The organism is Streptomyces sp. NBC_00259 (assembly GCF_036181745.1).
GTDB lineage: Bacteria > Actinomycetota > Actinomycetes > Streptomycetales > Streptomycetaceae > Streptomyces > Streptomyces pratisoli.
Genome location: NZ_CP108080.1, coordinates 6,003,931 through 6,020,945, shown reverse-complemented (window position 1 = coordinate 6,020,945; position 17,015 = coordinate 6,003,931). Strand labels below are relative to the sequence as shown.

The 17,015-nt window shown below is 70.4% G+C and carries 16 protein-coding genes; 7 read left to right on the top strand and 9 right to left on the bottom strand.

Going from position 1 to position 17,015, the window contains the following annotated elements; all coding sequences use genetic code 11:
• Positions 1–9: 9 nt before the first annotated feature.
• Complete coding sequence (locus OG766_RS27220) at positions 10–1,218, bottom strand: 3-deoxy-7-phosphoheptulonate synthase (protein ID WP_443045543.1); 1,209 nt, start codon at positions 1,216–1,218, stop codon at positions 10–12.
• A gap of 435 nt (positions 1,219–1,653) precedes the next feature.
• On the opposite strand from OG766_RS27220, the gene OG766_RS27215 reads away from it, so the two are divergent.
• Together OG766_RS27215 and OG766_RS27210 are read left to right on the top strand one after the other, a co-directional pair.
• Positions 1,654–3,576: an anthranilate synthase family protein gene (locus OG766_RS27215; RefSeq protein ID WP_328727533.1), complete on the top strand. Its 1,923-nt coding sequence runs from the start codon at positions 1,654–1,656 to the stop codon at positions 3,574–3,576.
• Positions 3,577–3,748: 172 nt separating this feature from the next.
• Positions 3,749–5,284, top strand: a complete 1,536-nt coding sequence (locus OG766_RS27210; RefSeq protein WP_328726387.1) for an MFS transporter — start codon at positions 3,749–3,751, stop codon at positions 5,282–5,284.
• A 75-nt stretch (positions 5,285–5,359) separates the two neighbouring features.
• Here the strand turns inward: OG766_RS27210 and OG766_RS27205 are convergent, their stop codons facing one another.
• Complete coding sequence (locus OG766_RS27205; RefSeq protein WP_266387991.1) at positions 5,360–6,280, bottom strand: hypothetical protein; 921 nt, start codon at positions 6,278–6,280, stop codon at positions 5,360–5,362.
• A gap of 168 nt (positions 6,281–6,448) precedes the next feature.
• On the bottom strand, positions 6,449–8,740 hold the full coding sequence (locus tag OG766_RS27200; RefSeq protein ID WP_328726386.1) for an N-acetylmuramoyl-L-alanine amidase: 2,292 nt from the start codon (positions 8,738–8,740) through the stop codon (positions 6,449–6,451).
• Positions 8,741–9,182: 442 nt separating this feature from the next.
• Here OG766_RS27200 and OG766_RS27195 point away from each other — a divergent pair, with 442 nt between their 5' ends.
• A complete protein-coding gene (locus OG766_RS27195; protein WP_328726385.1) occupies positions 9,183–9,815 on the top strand; it encodes an RNA polymerase sigma factor in 633 nt (210 codons plus the stop codon).
• 754 nt (positions 9,816–10,569) lie between these two features.
• Positions 10,570–10,809 (top strand): hypothetical protein, encoded by a 240-nt coding sequence (locus OG766_RS27190; protein WP_266388894.1) that lies wholly within the window; start codon positions 10,570–10,572, stop codon positions 10,807–10,809.
• Here OG766_RS27190 and OG766_RS27185 read toward each other — a convergent pair.
• The 6 genes from OG766_RS27185 to OG766_RS27160 all read right to left on the bottom strand — a co-directional run bounded on the left by OG766_RS27185 (position 10,735) and on the right by OG766_RS27160 (position 15,235).
• Positions 10,735–10,980: a DUF6193 family natural product biosynthesis protein gene (locus tag OG766_RS27185; protein ID WP_266388858.1), complete on the bottom strand. Its 246-nt coding sequence runs from the start codon at positions 10,978–10,980 to the stop codon at positions 10,735–10,737. The two genes, OG766_RS27190 and OG766_RS27185, sit on opposite strands and share 75 nt — an antisense overlap.
• A gap of 685 nt (positions 10,981–11,665) precedes the next feature.
• A complete protein-coding gene (locus OG766_RS27180; protein WP_328726384.1) occupies positions 11,666–11,986 on the bottom strand; it encodes a hypothetical protein in 321 nt (106 codons plus the stop codon).
• Positions 11,983–12,618 carry a hypothetical protein gene (locus OG766_RS27175; protein WP_328726383.1) on the bottom strand — a complete coding sequence of 212 codons (636 nt, stop codon included), beginning with the start codon at positions 12,616–12,618 and terminating at the stop codon, positions 11,983–11,985. Before OG766_RS27175 ends, OG766_RS27180 begins: the two co-directional genes overlap by 4 nt.
• A 339-nt stretch (positions 12,619–12,957) precedes the next feature.
• Positions 12,958–13,266: an RNase A-like domain-containing protein gene (locus OG766_RS36775; protein ID WP_443045542.1), complete on the bottom strand. Its 309-nt coding sequence runs from the start codon at positions 13,264–13,266 to the stop codon at positions 12,958–12,960.
• A gap of 145 nt (positions 13,267–13,411) precedes the next feature.
• Complete coding sequence (locus tag OG766_RS27165) at positions 13,412–13,795, bottom strand: CDP-alcohol phosphatidyltransferase family protein (RefSeq protein WP_328726382.1); 384 nt, start codon at positions 13,793–13,795, stop codon at positions 13,412–13,414.
• Positions 13,796–14,584: 789 nt separating this feature from the next.
• Positions 14,585–15,235 carry a type III effector protein gene (locus tag OG766_RS27160; protein WP_328726381.1) on the bottom strand — a complete coding sequence of 217 codons (651 nt, stop codon included), beginning with the start codon at positions 15,233–15,235 and terminating at the stop codon, positions 14,585–14,587.
• A gap of 129 nt (positions 15,236–15,364) precedes the next feature.
• Here OG766_RS27160 and OG766_RS27155 point away from each other — a divergent pair, with 129 nt between their 5' ends.
• The 3 genes from OG766_RS27155 (at position 15,365) to OG766_RS27145 (ending at position 16,787) form a co-directional block, all read left to right on the top strand.
• Positions 15,365–15,796, top strand: a complete 432-nt coding sequence (locus tag OG766_RS27155; RefSeq protein WP_266388014.1) for an Hsp20/alpha crystallin family protein — start codon at positions 15,365–15,367, stop codon at positions 15,794–15,796.
• A 97-nt stretch (positions 15,797–15,893) separates the two neighbouring features.
• Entirely contained in the window at positions 15,894–16,289 is a 396-nt protein-coding gene (locus tag OG766_RS27150; RefSeq protein ID WP_266388017.1) for a DUF2267 domain-containing protein, read from the top strand.
• A gap of 102 nt (positions 16,290–16,391) precedes the next feature.
• The gene (locus OG766_RS27145) at positions 16,392–16,787 is read left to right on the top strand and encodes a DUF2267 domain-containing protein (RefSeq protein WP_443045619.1); all 396 of its coding nucleotides are present in this window, start codon (positions 16,392–16,394) and stop codon (positions 16,785–16,787) included.
• Positions 16,788–17,015: the final 228 nt, after the last annotated feature.

Genomic DNA, 17,015 nt, shown 5'->3' with positions numbered 1-17,015 from the left:
GACGGACCCTCAATTCCAGTTCGCAGCGGCGGCAATTGCTTGTTCCGCGTTCAGCCGGGGATCGCACAGCGTGGTGGAGCGGCCGTCGCAGCTGGTGAGTTCCGACGCGTCGGCGATGCATTCGGCAACCTTGTCGGGGGTGGTCTCCAGATGAAGTCCGCCCGGAATCACGCCGATGTCACGCAGGGCGGCCTGGAATTCGCCGATCTCCTGGACGACGGAGCTCAGCAGCCGCGTCTTGCGGCCGTTGGCGGACCGTACGGTGTTGCCGTGCATCGGGTCGCACAGCCAGACCACCGGGTGCCCCGCCTCTCGCACCCGGGCAGCCAGTGCGGGCAGAAGGCGGGCCGCCTCCCCGGCTCCCATCCGCGAGATGAGTGTCAGCCTCCCCGGCCTGCGCGCCGGGTCCAGGAGCGCGCACAGCCGCAGGAGTTCCTCCTCCGTCATGCTGGGACCGACCTTGCAGGCGACCGGATTGGCGACCGCGGCCAGCATGCGGACGTGCGAGCCGTCGAGCTGGCGGGTGCGGTCGCCGATCCACGGCCAGTGCGTGGACGTCAGCAGCATGTCGCCCTCGGAGTCGCGGCGCAGCTGCGGCAGCTCGTAGTCCATGACCAGTGCCTCGTGGCTGGTCCACACCGGCACCCTGGTGATCTCCTGCTGCTTGCGCAGGTAGGTCATGGCGGCGGTCGCGGCCTCGTGACAGGCGAGCATGCGCAGCGGATCAGGCCTGCGGTCCTCCTCTGTCTCCTTCGGGCCGTTGACCAGATGCCCTCGGTAGACGGGCAGTTCCACGCCGTCGACGACCTCGGTCGGGGCGGACCGGGGCTTGGCGAACTGGCCGGCGAAGCGGCCCACCCGCAGCACGGGCAGTCCGGAACCGATCTGCATCACTCCGGCAAGAGCGTCCAGCAGTCCGGCCTTCCTGCCCAGGTGGGCGGGCGTGCACTCGGCCGGGTCCTCGGCGCAGTCGCCCGCCTGGACGACCTGCCGGCGGCCGGCCGCGACGTCGGCCAGGGCCGAGCCCAGCGCGTGGATCTCGTCGGCGTCCACGAGTTCCGGCAGGCAGGCGAGGTCCCTCCTGATGCCGGTGACGAGCCAGTCGTCGTTCCAGGCGGGTTGCTGACGGGACGGCAGCAGCCGCCAGGACCGCATCTCGTCCTCGGTGAGTGCGGAATGGGATTCGGTGAGTCCGGCCCAGTTGATGGCGACGTTCATGAAGGTTCGATCCCCGTATCCCCTGTCGGCTGCCTTGGAGTAGGCGCAAGTGAATGAGGTGCAAGCGTGAATCGCGAATGTCGGGCCGGTTACAGCCGAATGACGGCGCAACCGAGCCAAGTGCCACGGCTGAATGTCCGGCGCGAACGGCCGAGTTCGGCGCAGCCAGCCGATTTCGACTGTAGTGGCGCGGAAGCCCTAGAGGACTACCCATGCGAGTAGCCGGAAGCGGTTGACAACCTACTCGTTGCCCGCGGATCACGGCGCATGTGAGTAGTGGCCCGCACCGCCGCCCGACTGCGAGGCTGATCGAGGCGCAGGAGAAGCCGACGAAGGAAAAGCCGACGAAGGAAAAGCAGGCGAAGGAAAAGTAGGACAAGAAGTGGCAGTCATGACCTGTACCGTGCGAGTTTCCGGGGAGTTCTCGTGAGTGAGATGAATACGGCACGTCTGCACGCCCTGTTGAGTCCCGACGCACCGCCGTTCGCCCTGCTCCACCGGCCGCATTCCGCGGGCCACGACGACGTCGAGCTCCTGCTCGGGGACGTCACGGAGGTTCCGGGTCTGGGCGATCTGCCGCTGCCGTCGGGCCCGCCGTCGCACAGCACCGACGGCCGGCACGATCTGGTGGTGCTGGTTCCGTACCGTCAGATAGCGGAGCGCGGTTACGCGCACCAGGACGACGGCACTCCGCTGCTCGCGATGACGGTGGACGAGCAGACCAGGCTGAGCGTCGAGGAGACGCTGGCCACCGTCCCCGACCGGCCCTTCGAGCTGGCCGACGCCGGCTTCGACACCGACGACGCCGAGTACGAGACCATCGTCCGCAAGATCATGAGCGAGGAGATCGGGCGCGGCGAGGGCGCGAACTTCGTGATCAAGCGCTCCTTCGTCGCCACGGTCCAGGGGCCTCCCACCGAGGCCGCGTTGACGGTGTTCCGTCGCCTGCTGGCCGGTGAGGCCGGTGCGTACTGGACCTTCCTCGTCCACACGGGGACGCGCACCCTGGTGGGCGCCACCCCTGAGCGGCACGTCGCACTGAACGACGGCACCGTCACCATGACCCCGATCAGCGGCACCTACCGCTATCCCGCCGCCGGCCCCACCGTCCCAGGGACGCTCCGCTTCCTCGCGGACCCCAAGGAGACCGACGAGCTGTACATGGTCGTCGACGAAGAGCTGAAGATGATGGCGCGCATCTGCGAACCCGGGGTCCGCACGGAGGGACCGTACCTGCGGCAGATGACGCGGCTGGCCCACACCGAGTACCACCTCAGCGGGCGCACCACGCTGGAGGTGGGCGAGATCCTGCGCGAGACGATGTTCGTGCCCACCGTCACGGGCAGCCCGCTGGAGAACGCCTGCCGGGTCATCAACCGGTACGAGACCGAGGGCCGCGCCTACTACAGCGGGGTGCTCGCCGTGATCGGCAGGGACGGGGCCGGCACCAGGCGGATGGACTCCGCGGTACTCATCCGCTGCGCCGACATCGACGCGCGCTCCCGGCTGCGGATCGGCGTGGGCGCGACACTGGTGCGCCACTCCGACCCCGGCTCCGAGGTCGCCGAGACCCGCGCCAAGGCGGCGGCGGTGCTCCAGGCCCTGCACGGCGGCGTCGAGCAGGGAGCGGCCGAGGGCCCCGCGCTCGCCGCGGACCCCGCGGTCCTCAGCGCCCTGGCGGACCGCAACCGGACCCTCGCCCGGTTCTGGCTGGACCCGTTCGACGAGGAGGCGCACCGTGGCCACCGGGAGGTGTTGGCCGGCCGGCGGGTCCTGCTGATCGACGGTGAGGACACCTTCACCGCGATGCTCGCCCACCAACTCCTCGCCCTGGGCCTGCGCGTCATCGTCCGGCGCTTCGACGAGTCGTACGAACCGGCCGGCCACGACCTCGTGATCGTGGGCCCCGGCCCCGGCGACCCGCGCGAGCGGAACCACCCGAAGATCGCCGCCCTGCGCCGCACCGTCCGCGAACTCCTGGCCGAGCGGCGGCCGTTGCTGGCGGTATGCCTCGGACACCAGGTGCTCTGCGCGGAACTCGGGCTCGAGCTGATCCGCAAGAACCCGCCCAACCAGGGGGTCCGGCGGGTGATCGACCTGTTCGGCAGCCCGGCCGGGCTCGGCTTCTACAACACCTACGCGGCCCTCTCCCCCGCCGATCGCCTGAGCGCACCCCAGGTCCCCGAGGGCATCGATGTCAGCCGGGACCCGGACAGCGGCGAGGTCCACGCGCTGCGCGGCGAGCGGCTGCGTTCGACACAGTTCCACCCGGAGTCGCTCCTGTCCGAGGACGGACTGCGCATCCTCGCCGACGACCTGTCGGCGCTGCTGTCCGCAACCGTCCGCGCGACGGGCTGAGCGGAGAACGGGTCGGTGCCCGGTACCGGTCCCGGCCCGCCGCGATCCCGCGACGCACCGACGCACCGCCGCTCCGGCGCACCGCCGCTCCGGCGCACCGACGCTCCGGCGCGTTCCGCGAAGGGATCCGGCCCTCCAGCTCCCGTCGCAGACCTCACCCGAAAGCGCACTGATGCCACACACCCACAGGCGCCCGGCCACGGCGGAGTTCCGCGGACGCGGTCTCGTCCTCGCGCTGGGCCTCTCGGCCGTGATCGTGTCGATGATGCAGACCCTGGTCGTCCCGATCCTGACCGTGGTCCAGAAGGACCTGTCGCTCTCCTCCTCGAGCACGAGCTGGCTGGCCACCTCGACGCTGCTGTCCGCCGCGGTGTTCACCCCGCTGCTCGGCCGCCTCGGCGACATGCGCGGGAAGCGGCCCGTACTCCTGGGCGTGCTGGGGGTGACCGTCGTCGGGTCCGCGCTGGCGGCCATCACCAGCTCGTTCCCGCTGCTGCTCGTCGCCCGCGCGATGCAGGGAGCGTCGACGGCGATCTTCCCGCTCGCGCTGTCGGTGCTGCGTGACGAACTGCCCGCGCGGCGGCTGCCGGGGGCGATGGGGCTGGTCAGCGGAACCCTGGCGTTCGGCAGCGGTCTCGCCCTGGTCGGCGCGGGGCTGCTCACCCAGGGCCCGCACCCGGACTACCACCGGGTGTTCTGGCTGGCGACCGTACTGTCCCTGGTCGCGCTGGCGACCGTGGCGATCGCCGTCCCGCCGTCACCGTCCTCCACCGGCGGCCGTACGGACTGGCTGGGGGCTACGACACTCGCCGGCGCGCTGGTCCTGCTCCTGCTGCCCATTTCTCAGGGCGGTACGTGGGGTTGGACCTCGGCGCGCTGCCTTGGGCTGCTGGGGGGCGCGGTGGTACTGACCGCCGTGTGGGTGCTCGTCGAGCGCCGGGTACGCCAACCTCTGGTGGACATGCGGATGTTCGCCCTGCGGCCGGTGGTCTTCACCAACCTCGCCGGTGTGCTGCTGGGGTTCGGCATGTTCACCCAGTTCATCGGCATCTCGTACCTGGTGCAGACGCCGCATCGCATCGCGGGGTACGGCTTCACGGCCTCGGTGCTGGACGCCGCTGTGGTCTATCTGCTGCCCGGCACCGTCGCGTCGTTGATCGCCGCGCAGTTCGGCGGTGTGCTGGTCCGGCGGATCGGCGCCCGCGTCACCCTGGCCGCCGGGGCCGGTTCGGGCGTCCTGGGCTTCGGCTGGCTTGCCGTCAGCCACGGCAGCCCCGGGGGCGTCGTGGCGGCGGGACTGCTCACCGGCATCGCGATCAGCTTCGGCTTCGCGACCCTGCCCGCGTTCATCGTGGCGGGCGTTCCCGTCCATCAGAGCGGCATCGCGAACGGCATCAACTCGATCGCCCGGTCCCTGGGCAGTTCGCTGGGCAGCGCCGTGATCACCGCGCTGCTGAGCGCCCGCCTGCTGACCGGCCTTCCCCCCGGCACACCCGCGGTGCCCGCCGAGAGCCAGTACACGCTCTCCTTCGCTCTGGGCGCCGGCGCCTTCGCTCTGGTCGTCCTCATCGCTCTCACCGGTCTGCGGATCGAATCCGTCCCGCACCACAAGGTCGTACAACCCTCAGGCCCGGGCGGCCAGACCCCCGAAGGCCCCCGCCCGACGGGCCCCCGGCACCGGGCCCCACGCAGTTCGGGACGGCGATAGCGCGGTCTTCGGCTGATCGCAGGCGGGCCCGGCCGCTGCACGGCCGGGCCCGTCTGCCCGTCTGCCCGCGTGCGATCAGGACTTGACGAGGGTGATGTCGGTGCTCGGGAAGCCGGTGTCGACGGTGACGGGGTAGTCGCGGTCGTCGGCCCTGCCGACGCCCCGGAGCACGGCGGCGCCGGGCTGGAAGGTGGCGGTGGGGTCGATGTTGCTGGGGAAGGAGACGGTCCACGGCACCGGTGCGCCGGGCTCGCAGACGACGACCAGATCCTCGTACGAGCCGGTCGCGGTTCCGCGCTTCTGTATCTGGTAGGCGCTGGCGGTGAGGGTGATGCGGGCCGGCTTGTTGCAGGTCACCGAGCCGCCGACGGTGATCTGGCCGGTGCGGGTGTCGACCTTGCCCGTGGTGTTCAGGCTCATGCCGATGGCGAGTTCCGCCGGCGGCTCGGGCATACGGGCGTGCAACTCGCCGCGCACGGGCAGCGTGGAGCCGCTGCAGTACCGCTCGAAGGTGGCGTCGATCTCACGGATGTAGCCGTAGGGACCGTAGACGATGTGCGAGACGGTGAACGAGCCGGTGCCGCTCTCGCAGTACCGGTCGGTCACGCTGAACTGCAACTGAGGGTCCTCCGGCCCGGCGTCGGGCCAACTCGAGGCATTGGTGTAGGTCGTGCCAGGGGTCAGCTTCTGACCGTACGGAGCTCCCATGTGCAGGAACCAGCGCTCGCCCTCGGGCGTGACGATCGTCGCACCCACGGCCGACTCCGAGACAGGCCCCGAGATGTCGAACATCTCGGTCGTCTCGGGGGTGTAGGTGTGGGACTCACCGCCTGAGATGTACTCGCCCGGCTCACCGCTGAAGCTGAGCGATCCCGTCACCGCCTCGTGGGCCTGCGCCGTGCCCGTCAGTGGGGTCGCCGTCACCGCCAGGGCCACTGCCGCCGTGAGGACGGCCGCCGTACGGGCCAGACAACGGCCCAGCACCCTGTTTCTCATCAAGCTTCTCCTTCAAGGGAGCGGTCCCGGTCCTGCCGGACCGGGCTGAGTCACTTACACGGCCGCCGAGTGTGAGGTGCCGGTCCGACCGGACCGGCACCTCACACTCGGGATGCTGACGAATCCTCATGCGGCCTCGGGGCAGCTCCCCGAGGCATGGGCGTGGGACTACTTGATGTAGACGAGGCCGTCGGTGGTGATGGTGGGTCGGCCGCTGGTACCGACGACGACGATCTTGACGGTGTGCTTGGCGCTGCTGGTCCAGGTCTTGGTCCAGATCGCCTGCCGGTAGAGCGTGGTGGAGGACTTCAGGTCGACCGTGCTGACCTTGACGCCGTCGACATAGACATAGGCCTGACCCGAGCTGGTGGCCCTGGAGACCACCCAGGAGGCGGAGCGGCCGGTGAAGGTCCAGGTGAGGGCGGCGCCCTTGGAGCCGCTGGAGTAGGACGTACCGCCGAGATAGCTGGTGGAGGAGCGGGTCGTCCAGCTGCCGGACCTGGTGGCGGAGCTCTCTTGCAGGATCACGGGGGTGTAGGCGGCAGACGACGTGCGGTAGTTGCCGGCGAGGTCGTAGGCCCCCATCGACCAGGTGCCGGCGGTGCCGGACTTGGCGGTGCGGCTGGAGGTGGTGGTGGTCGGACCGAACGTGGCCGTGGTCGGGGACAGCAGCTTCACCTCGCGCAGCGCCTTGTCGTCTGCGGCCTTCCAGGTGAGGGTGACCGGGACGGCGGTGGTGTTGACGGTTCCGGCTCGCAGGGCCAGCTTCGGCGTGGTGGTGAAGGTGGGCGCGGTGGTGTCGGCCACGACGGTCAGCGCGGCACTGGTCGTGGTCCTTCCGGACTGGTGCACGGCCCGCACGGCGACCGTGTGGCTGCCCACCGCCAGGGTCGCGTTCGCGGAGCCGGCCGTACCGGCGGCGGTGGCCGCTACCTTGCCGTCGACCAGCAGCTCGTACGTGGAGATGAGTGCGGCCGGGGTGGTCGCCGTCCAGCGCGTGGTGATGGCGCCCTTGGTGTAGTACGTCGAGCCCGACAGGCCCGCGCCGGTGATCGAGGTGACCTTCAAGCCCTGTACGGGGCCGGCGGCCCAAGTGCGGATGGTCGGCAGCTGGGGGTAGAGGGAGTTGCCGGGGCACTCGGTGTTGAAGCCGTCTCGGTGTGCGGAGATCCGGTTGAACGTGTACGTGGTGCCCGCGGTGAAGGCGGCTCCGAGGTAGTTCTTCTGGGTCGCCCCGGCCTTGAGCTGGACGGTGCCGGCCGGGTCGGCTCCGTACTGGCCGAGCTTCCAGGCCGCCACGCGGGCGACGGAGGCCAGGGCGGCGTTGGAGGCGCTGGTGGAGGTGTGCTCACCGAGTACCGCGATGCCGGTGGACTCCCGGTTCCAGCCGTAGGTGTGGGCGCCGAGCACCGGCAGGTCCTCGCCGCCCTTGCGGCCCTCGAAGACGGTGCCGCATTTGTCGACGATGAAGTTGTAGCCGACGTCGTTCCAGCCGCTGACCTGCGTGTGGTACGCGTGGATGCCCCGCACGAGGGACGCCGAGTCGGCGCAGGAGTAGTCGTTGGCCCCGGTGGTGTGATGGACGAAGACGGCCTTCACGTCGGCGTTGTACTCGGAAGGGTCGGGGCTGAGCGACTCGTCCGCGCCCCAGCCGGCACGCGAGGTGATCGGCGGCTTGGGCACGGTCGACGGCGGCGCGGAAGGCGTGGTGGCCGACGGACTCGGGGACGCACTTGCCGAAGCCGAGGGGGATGCCGAACCGGTGGGTGTCGCCGTGGCCGTGGGGTCGGTCGGCTCCGGGGACGCGGGATCGCCGGGTGCCGGGGACGCGGGATCGCCGGGTGCCGGGGACGTGTCGGTCCGGTCGTCGGTCGGCGTCGCGGTCGCACCGTCGGCGGGAGTGGTGGAATCGGCGGGAGTGGCCGCCGGGCTGCTCTCCTCGGCGACGAACGCCGCCGGCTCGGTCGCCTGTGTCTCGGCGGCGGTCACCACACCGGGGTCGACCAGGTTGACCTTCAGTCCCTTGGGCAGCGCGCCCGTGGTGCCGTCCTCGTGCACCACCTGGGCCTCGACGCCGTTCGAGGGACCGACCCACAGTGGCTCGGACGCGCCGCGCATCCCGGCCTCGGGGTCCTCCGGCGGGTCGACGTTCACTTCCAGGTCCCGCCAGGCACTCCACTCACCGCCTTCCAGGCCACGCGTGCGGACCTGCGCCGTGCCGTCGAGCTGTTTGACGGCCCCTGTCCAGGACACACCGACCAGCGAGAACTGCTCCGTGTCCGTACGCGGCAGCTCCCGCTTGCCGCCTGCGGTCCCCTTCAGCGTGAGGTCGTAGACCTTCACCGGCCGCTTGGCCCGGCCCTGCGCACCGAGGTCCGAGGGGCTGGCGACGGCGTACGTCACCACGCCTCCGCCTCCCACGACCACCGCTGCGAGCGTCAGCCACGTCCGCCGTTTCAAGCTCAGTGGTCTGTACGCATGCGACGTGCGACGACTCACGATGTATCCACCCCACAGAAGGCCGGCAAAGGCCACAGACGAAATGTCACATGAGGCACGCCTTCACAGGACGGCCCGCACGTCCCAGCGCGCCCCACCGGGTAAACATCACGCGGGAACGGGCTGCGGTGACGCAGATCACTGTCACCCAGGTGTGCGGGCGTTGGCTCGTCGCCGTGCTCCGGGGCCATCAGGCCCTCGATCCGCCGGAGGACGTGACTGCCGGGACCCATGCGCTCGGCCCATGACGCTGCATCCGGACCGCCTCATGGATGCTCGACCGGGTCACCGCCAACCACGCGCGAGCCGGTGAGGAGTGACATTCTGTTCGCTCCTGTCGCTGGCATGGATGGGGGTTACGTACGGCACCCGTGTGTCGTGGGAGCGGAACGAAGAGGGACGCGTGGCCAAGGGTGGGGACGGCGGGCGCAAGCCAGAGGCGTACGACGATGAACTCGGAGAGGCGGTAGCGCGAGCGCAGAGCGGTGACGAAGCCGCCTTCTCGACGGCGTACCAACTTGTTCAGCCGCCCTTGCTGAGGTTCCTGCGTGGAATGGTCGGTGAGGATGCCGAGGACGTGGCTTCCGACGCATGGCTCGAGATCGCGCGCGACCTGAGCCGCTTTCGCGGCGACGGAGCCGGCTTTCGGGCCTGGACCGCGACCATCGCCCGGCACCGGGCCCTCGATCACCTCCGCCGGCTCAAGAGCCGTCCGCGCCCGGCCCATCTGGAACACGATGACCTCGTAGGCCTTCCGGGCCACCAGGACACAGCCTCTGAGGCATTCGAGAGACTCTCCACCGAACGGGCCCTCGCTCTGATCTACACGCTTCCTCGCCAGCAGGCGGAGGCCATACTTCTCCAGACGGTGATCGGCCTCGACGGGCCTGCCGTGGCGCGCGTCATGGGCAAACGCCCCGGCGCAGTCCGCTCCGCCGTGCACCGCGGCCTGAAACGGCTCGCCCGACAACTCTCGGTGCCCAGCAGCGAGCATGTGACGAATTCCGACTCCCGACCGCTGGGAGATGCAAGATGACCGCCAACCGATCTGGAGACGCCGTGCGCCGCGAGGAGGAACAGCAGTCGGCTACATCGGCAACAGTCGACGACGTCCTGACCGCCGCCGCTCGTACGGCATCCTCCCCTCCGCGGACACCCGAGCACGTTCTGGCCGCGTTCCGTGCGGCTCGTGACGAACACGCTCTGAGCCTCCCCACCCGCCCGGTCGACGATTGGCGTGCTGCCGAGCCCCCGCGGCGCAGACGCTGGATCAGAGCCGGCGCCGGTGCTCTCGTCGGTGGCGTACTGCTGGGCGGCGTGGCCATGGCCACCGGAGCAATTCCCTCGCCCTCCGAGAAGCCCACCCCGTCACCTCCAAGTCAGGCATCGTCCCCGTCACCTGTCTCCTCGTCACCTACGGCCGAACCCAAGAGCGGAACTGAACCATCCGCTCCACCGGCCGGGGACGACAAACGCACCGCTGAACGACCGCCCACAGCAAAGGACGAGGCGGCCCACTGCCGCGCCTATGGGAAACCGGCACAGACAGACACCCCTGCCGACAGCGCCGTACGGCAGCGCCTGGAGGAAGCGGCGGGCAGCCCCGCCAAGGTGGCCTCGTACTGCGCCGCAGTGCTGGCCCGATCGACGCGGACGCCTGTGGACCCATCACCCGAGGTGAAAAGGCCCGCCCCTGTCACCCCAAAGGGATCCCAAAGGCAGCAGAATGACCCAGCAGACCGCGGGAAGCCGTCGATCAAGCCGTAGTGAGGCGCTGCCAAGAGCGTCTCGTGTGCGAACCCATCCGCACACGACGCCGTGGCTGCGCGTACGCGGCACGGGGCACGGGGCACGGCGGGATCGACGACGTCATCGCCGTACGCGAGGACTCGCTCCACTCGGCGGCCACGATCTCCGCAGCCCGCGTCACAGTCCTCCTTCGTCTCGTCAGTGGCCTACTCGCCGCCCTCGGGAAGACTCGCCACGACCAGCGCGAAAGCCTCCTCGAGTGTGTCCACTTCGCCGAGTGAGCCGACACCGAGAGGCCCACGGACCCAGAAGCGCCCGTCTTCCCGGGGGTACACGTAGCCCCCGACAGGGTCTCCCGAGAGCCCGTCGCCTTGTTTGAAGAACATGATGCCGTGACTTACACCGGGGTAGAGATTCCGCAGTCGAGGCTGTTCGTATGCCGCTCGCACCATCGCCGGATCGACCAACTCCTCCCCTCCCTCGATGAGTCGGCGCCATTGCGCGGTCACCGCATCCGCGGCGCTTTCAGAGCCTTGTAGATATGTCATGGTGCGATGCACCCATTCCTCTCGCTGTATTCACGGGTTGACGCGGCGTGTCTGGATCTCGGCACGCTTGAGCACGGCCATCGACCCGGGCAGGTCACGGCACTTGGAGCCGCGGACACGGCTCCGTGCCGGAGGCGGCGATCGACCCGGTGGTACTCGCCGCGGCGATCGTGCTGCGCCTGCAGACGGTGGTCTCCCGCGAGACCGCGGCGGCCGACATGGCCGTCGTGACCGTCCCGGCTCTCCCTGCACACGGGGACCAAGGAGAACATCATCCCCGACACCGCCGAGCTGAAGATCAACATCCGTGCGGGGAGTGTGCCGGTGCGCGCGCGGGTGATGGCGGCCGTGGAGCGGGGGTCCGGATGGAGTCCGCCGTCTCCGGGGCGTCCGAGCCGGAGATCGACCACTCCAGAGTTATCCGCTCACCCACAACTCTCCCGAGGAAACGGCCCGTACGGGCGAGATCCTCGCCGACGCCCTGGAGAGCCCGGGCCACTTCACGATGCCGCCCCGGCCGCTCAGCGGCAGCGAGGGGCACCGGAGCCCAACGCCCCCGTACCCACAGGGGAGTCGTACGCGATACGCGTCAGGAAACCGGATAGGCGTACTCGATGTGGACCAGGCGCGCGATACCGAACAGCAGGAACACCGCGGGTGGCAGCAGCCACCAGCGGGCGAGGGTGCCGCGCCGCACGGGCACGTACGAGAGGAGGAGAGTAAGCGCGCCGAGGACGCACAGGAACACGGCGGCCGCGGCGATCCCGTCGATCGCGGCCGAGTCCCAGTCGCCCTCGGGCGGGATGAACAGGGCGCCGTAGCCCAGGTAGCAGCCGAGCAGATTCACAAGGGCGAGCACGACCGTCCACGATCCGCGCGCCGCACCGGACACGCGTCCTGCCTCACTCACTTGATGGCGCCTCTCGCGTCGTCCAGGTTCCGGTCGAAGCCCCGGCCGTAGGCCTGGGCCTGGTCATTCTGCCAATAGGGTCCGCCGTTGTAGCGGGCGGCCAGCTCCTGGCGCTGCTCGCGGGTCATCTCCTCGGCCGGTACGTCCGCGAAGCCGCTCTCCTCCTTGAGCATCTTCAGATACTCGCTTGCGATGAAGATGTTCTGGCCCGGGTCCTGGAGGGCGGCTTCGATGGTGTCGCGCTGGCCCTCTGTGAGGTTCTCCGGGTCGTAACCGAGCACCTCCGCGCCACGGCGCACCTGGATCGCGATCGGACCGAAGGACGTCTCGTCGGGCGGGCCGGCGAGCCGGTCGATCGGCAGGTTCTCCGGCGTCCAGGGCAGCCGGCCGCCGTCCGAGAGCTGCCGGATCGTGTCGACGCCGTCGTCCATCCAGCCCCACTGCCCGCCGATCTCCTGCCACGCGATGCCCTCGACCATGTCGGCCGGAAGGCCGGAGCGCTCGGCGGCCGCCTTGATGATCTCCTTGTTCGCGGCGATCCACTCGCGCCGGTCCTGGGCGTCGGACGGCGTCGACCAGTACGCGTCCTCGGCCTCCGGCAGCTGCGTGAGCCGCAGCCGGATGTCCAGCAACGCCGCCGACTCGTCGTCCTGCCCACCGGTTGGGTGAACTCGGCCTTCGGGCCGCTGCCCACCGGCTTCGCCAGCGGATCGTCCTTGGCCTGTGCCGCCTCGGCCCGCAGCGCCGGTATCGACCCGAGCAGCTCCTTCGCGTCCCCGAAGCCGCCGCCGCGGAGATCGGGCAGCGCCCTTGTACGCGGCGTCGAGCGAGGCCGTACAGCTGTCCCTGGCCTCCTTCTCGACGCGCTTCGCCCGGCCGCACGCGGCGCCCGCGCCGTCGTGCACAACTCCCCGTCCGGACGCCCCTGGTAGAGCAGCCCGGCCAGCTCGATCAGCAGATGCGAACTGCCGTCAAGGGACTGATGCTTCACCCGGAACCCGTCGCCTGGTCGGACGCCTGTCCCGCCGCCTCCTGGCTCCGGCGGCACCTGATTCAGCCGCATCCCGGAATCCGCCGCGCCGGCCGCCGCAGATCATCGCCTGCAGCAACACAGGCCAGACGGGCTGCTCACGGGACGGCCAGGCGGCCTCGATGGTGAGCCTCGGGCGCGTGCCCCGGGCCAGCCAGCGGTGTACGGCCTGCTCGTTGCGTGTGACGACCTGCTGGGTACACCACTGTGCGGTCGCGCGATCGGGATAGGGGGCGGAACGGGTACGCACGGGAGATCTTCAGTCGATCGTGAAGCCCCAGAAGATGCCGACTTCCGTGGCGGAGACAGAGACAGGCTGTCGACGTGCGTTACGTGCAGAGTGAGCGGTATGTGCACCGCACTGACCATTCTTGCCTGCCTCCGAGCGGGCAAACTCAGCCCCGGCGAGGGTCGACCACCGCCTTCCGATGCCGGTTCGCGATGCCGGTGACGGTGGCAACGGGAAGCGCCCAGGCGGCGACGGCGGCTGTTCGTACGGTGCGGCTGGGTTCGTGGCGCAGGGTGAGCCAGGTCCAGTACGCGGCGTCGGCCAAGGTGTCGGCGTAGTCACCGAGCAGGGAGACGGCGCCCTGGTGGCGGGCCAGGCGGCCGTCGGCGAGGTCGAGGACGATCGCCAGTGGCCCGGACCAGCGGCTCGCCCCGCCGGGCAGGGCCGGCTGGTCGGCCCGGATCAGGGTGAGGGTGTCGGCGGCGGTGTGCTGTTCGCGCCGCTCCATCAGGCCCAGGTGCGTCACGGCGAGGGCCCAGCTGGTTGCCACCCAGCGGCGCCCGGGGCGTGTGCCTGCGGCCAGGGCGAGCAACAACCGTGCAGGGTGGTGAGCTCGGTCAGGGCGCGTGGGCGGTTGGCCGCTTGCCACAGTGATCTGTGGGCGGCCTGACCGATGAAACGTGCGACCGCAGGCGGGGACAGGGAGCCTTCCCTCAGGGCAGTCAGGAGGGGGTCCGTACTTCCCGCCCAGCATCACCAGGAGGTCGGCCCTGTGGATCGATGGAGCCATGGTCGTCGACGAGATTGATCGTGCGGTGCCGGGGCAGGGCTGCACCGGTCCCGCCGTGGTCAGGATGTTTCGGGTACCGCGCGCGTCAGGGGATCGAGGTCTCCGTTCAGGGCGGCGTGCAGCGCGGCGGCCAGGCCACGGGCCCGCTGCTCGCTCTCCACGTCGTACAGCACGAAGCAGACCGGGCCGGCCGAGGAGTCGGCGCGGATCTGGCGGGAGCGGATGAGCCGGATGACGGCCGTGCGGATCGCGCCCTACGTGCGTCGACGACGGTGTGGTCCGGTCCCGCGGTGAGTGTGTCGCCTTCACCGTCCACCGCCGGCCCTGCTCCTCGACGGCGACGAACACCTGGTACTTGCGCCCGCCGGTAGGCGGCGTTGAAGGCGTGGACGTCGGTGGCGTCCGGGACCAGGCCGGGCGGACACGCTGCGGGCAGCGGCTGCATGAGGATCACCGTGCCAGGACCAGGAAGTACGCGGGATACCCGATGCCGCGTGATTGCCGGAACGGTCGCCCGGTCCGACGCGGGTGTTGTGGTGGTGCGTTCGGTCAGTCGGGTGTGGGCGGGGCGGCGGGACCTGTGAGGGTGTCGAGTCGGGCGGCGAGGTCGGGGTGGGTAGTGGTCAGGTGGGGGCGGGTGGCGTTGAGGGGGTGGATGAGGTCGGCGGGGTCGTTGTTGGCGAGGGCCGCGTGGAGTTGGTCGAGCGGGTGGCGGGCGGCGGTGGGGAGATCGGTGAGGGCGGTGATCTGGCCGGCGATGCGGCGCAGGTCGGCTGCGTTGCGGCGGGCCCATTCGGCTCGGGTGCGGTCGGCGGCACGGCGTTCGCGGGTGGCCTGGACGCGTTGCTCGCCGGTGGCTCCGACGGGGCCGGGCCGGCCTCGCAGGTAGCGGCGTTCGGCCGCCTGGCGGCTGGCGACGCCGAGCGGATGGGCGAGGTCGGCCCAGCTGGCTCCCGCGTGCCGGGCCGTCTCGATCAGGCCGGTCTCCCATCCGGCGAGCTGCTCGCGGACCTGCCTCAGCAGCAGCAGGGAGGCCAGTGCCTGCTCCGCGCCGGGGTCCGGGGCGGGGGCGTCAGAGGTTCCTTGCCGGGCGGCGTGCAGGGCGTCGTCTATGGCGTGCAGGGCCGCCGCGGCGGCGAGGAACGAGGCCGGGCTTCGGCCGTCGGCGCTGGACGGGGCCGGCCGGTCGGCTGCTGTCACGGGCACCTCCCTCAGGCTTGTCATCGACTGGACGACACCGTGCTTGTCATCCATTGGATGACATGTTACAACGGTTTCAGTGAAGCGCATTGGCAGCAACTGCCCGAACCTGCTGGAGGTGTTTTCACGATGTTGATGCGCACCGACCCCTTCCGTGAGCTGGACCGGCTGACTCAGCAGCTGATGGGCCCGGGCACCTGGTCGCGGCCGTCCCCGATGCCGATGGACGCCTACCGCGAGGGCGACCGGTACGTGGTGGCCCTCGACATCCCCGGCGTCAGCGCGGACGCGATCGACATCGACGTCGAGCGGAACATGCTGACCGTCAAGGCCGAGCGCCGGCCCGTGGCGAAGGCCGACGACGTGCAGATGGAACTGTCGGAACGGCCGCTGGGCGCCTTCTCCCGCCAGATCGTGCTGGCCGACACGCTGGACACCGAGCACATCGAGGCCGACTACGACGCCGGCGTGCTCACCCTGCGGATCCCGATCGCCGAGCGCGCCAAGCCCCGCAAGATCGCCATCGGCGGCGGATCCGGCCGCCGGGAGATCTCCGGCTGACCCGAGGGCGACAAGGGCCGAACAGCGGCGGAGGACGGGTCATCGATCTCCCCCTCTCCCGTCCTCCGCACCCCATCGACCGAAGAAGGTGTCGGCGATGACCCTGCGACGCGAGGCGTTCCTCGACCGGGTGAAGGAACGCGGTGAGTACGACAGCCTGCAGGAAGCAGAACGCGCGGCCCGTGTGGTGCTCGCCCTGCTGGGCGCGCACCTGGTCGGCGAGGTGCGCGCCCAGCTCGCGGCGCGCCTGCCGGAAGACTTCGCCCTGATCCTCCTCAACCCGCTGCAGAGCGCCGAGCCGCTGCCACCGGAGCGGTTCGTACGCGCGACGGCGGCCTGGATCGAGGGGGCCACCGAGCAGACCGCGGCCTGGGACGTCAGCGCGGTCCTCAGCACCACCGCCGACGCGGCCGGCGACGACCTGCTGAGGCAGATCCTGCTCCAGCTCCCCACAGGCTACGACCTGCTCTTCGGCCGCCCCCAGCCCACCTGACCGACAGCACACCCGGTGCCCGCACAACGGCACCACGGCGACAGAAAGGCAACCACCGCAGTGATCTCCGACCCGCACACACCGCTGCAGCAGCTGCCCGCGATGACGTACGAACAGATGGTGGAGAAGGTCCGCTACGAAGGCGCCTACCCCACCCGCGAGCGGGCCGAGGAAGCCATCCACCTGGTCCTCGCGGGACTCGGACGCCAGCTGACAGGCGACGAACGCGTCGCACTCACCGACCGTCTCCCCTTCGAAGCCGCACGCGTCCTGACCACACAGATCCCCGACACCCAGCCCCTGACCGGCTGGGCCTTCGTCGAGGACCTCGCCGACCGCGCCGACGCCTCCCTGGCCACCACCCGCTGGGACACCGGGGCCGTCTTCGCCGCCGTCGCTGCCCTGGCCGGCCCCGACCTCCTCACCCGCATCCTGGGCCAGCTTCCCTCCGGCTACGCGCTGCTGTTCGGCCGCGCCGAACTCACCCCCGCCGCCTGAGCGCGCCGTGTTCATCCGGCGCCGGGCGCGTTCGTCACGGTGACGCACGCGTACACGGATGGCGAAAGACCCCACGGGACTCGTACCTCCTCGACGGCCGGTAGCTGCGGAGTCTGCCAGGCGTTGTTGTTGCTGCCGACGAGGACGGTGAACGTCTCCCCGTCGCGGGTCGGCGACCGTGAGCGGCAACCGGTCGATGTCGGCGTGGAGGAGCGGGTAGAGGGTGCG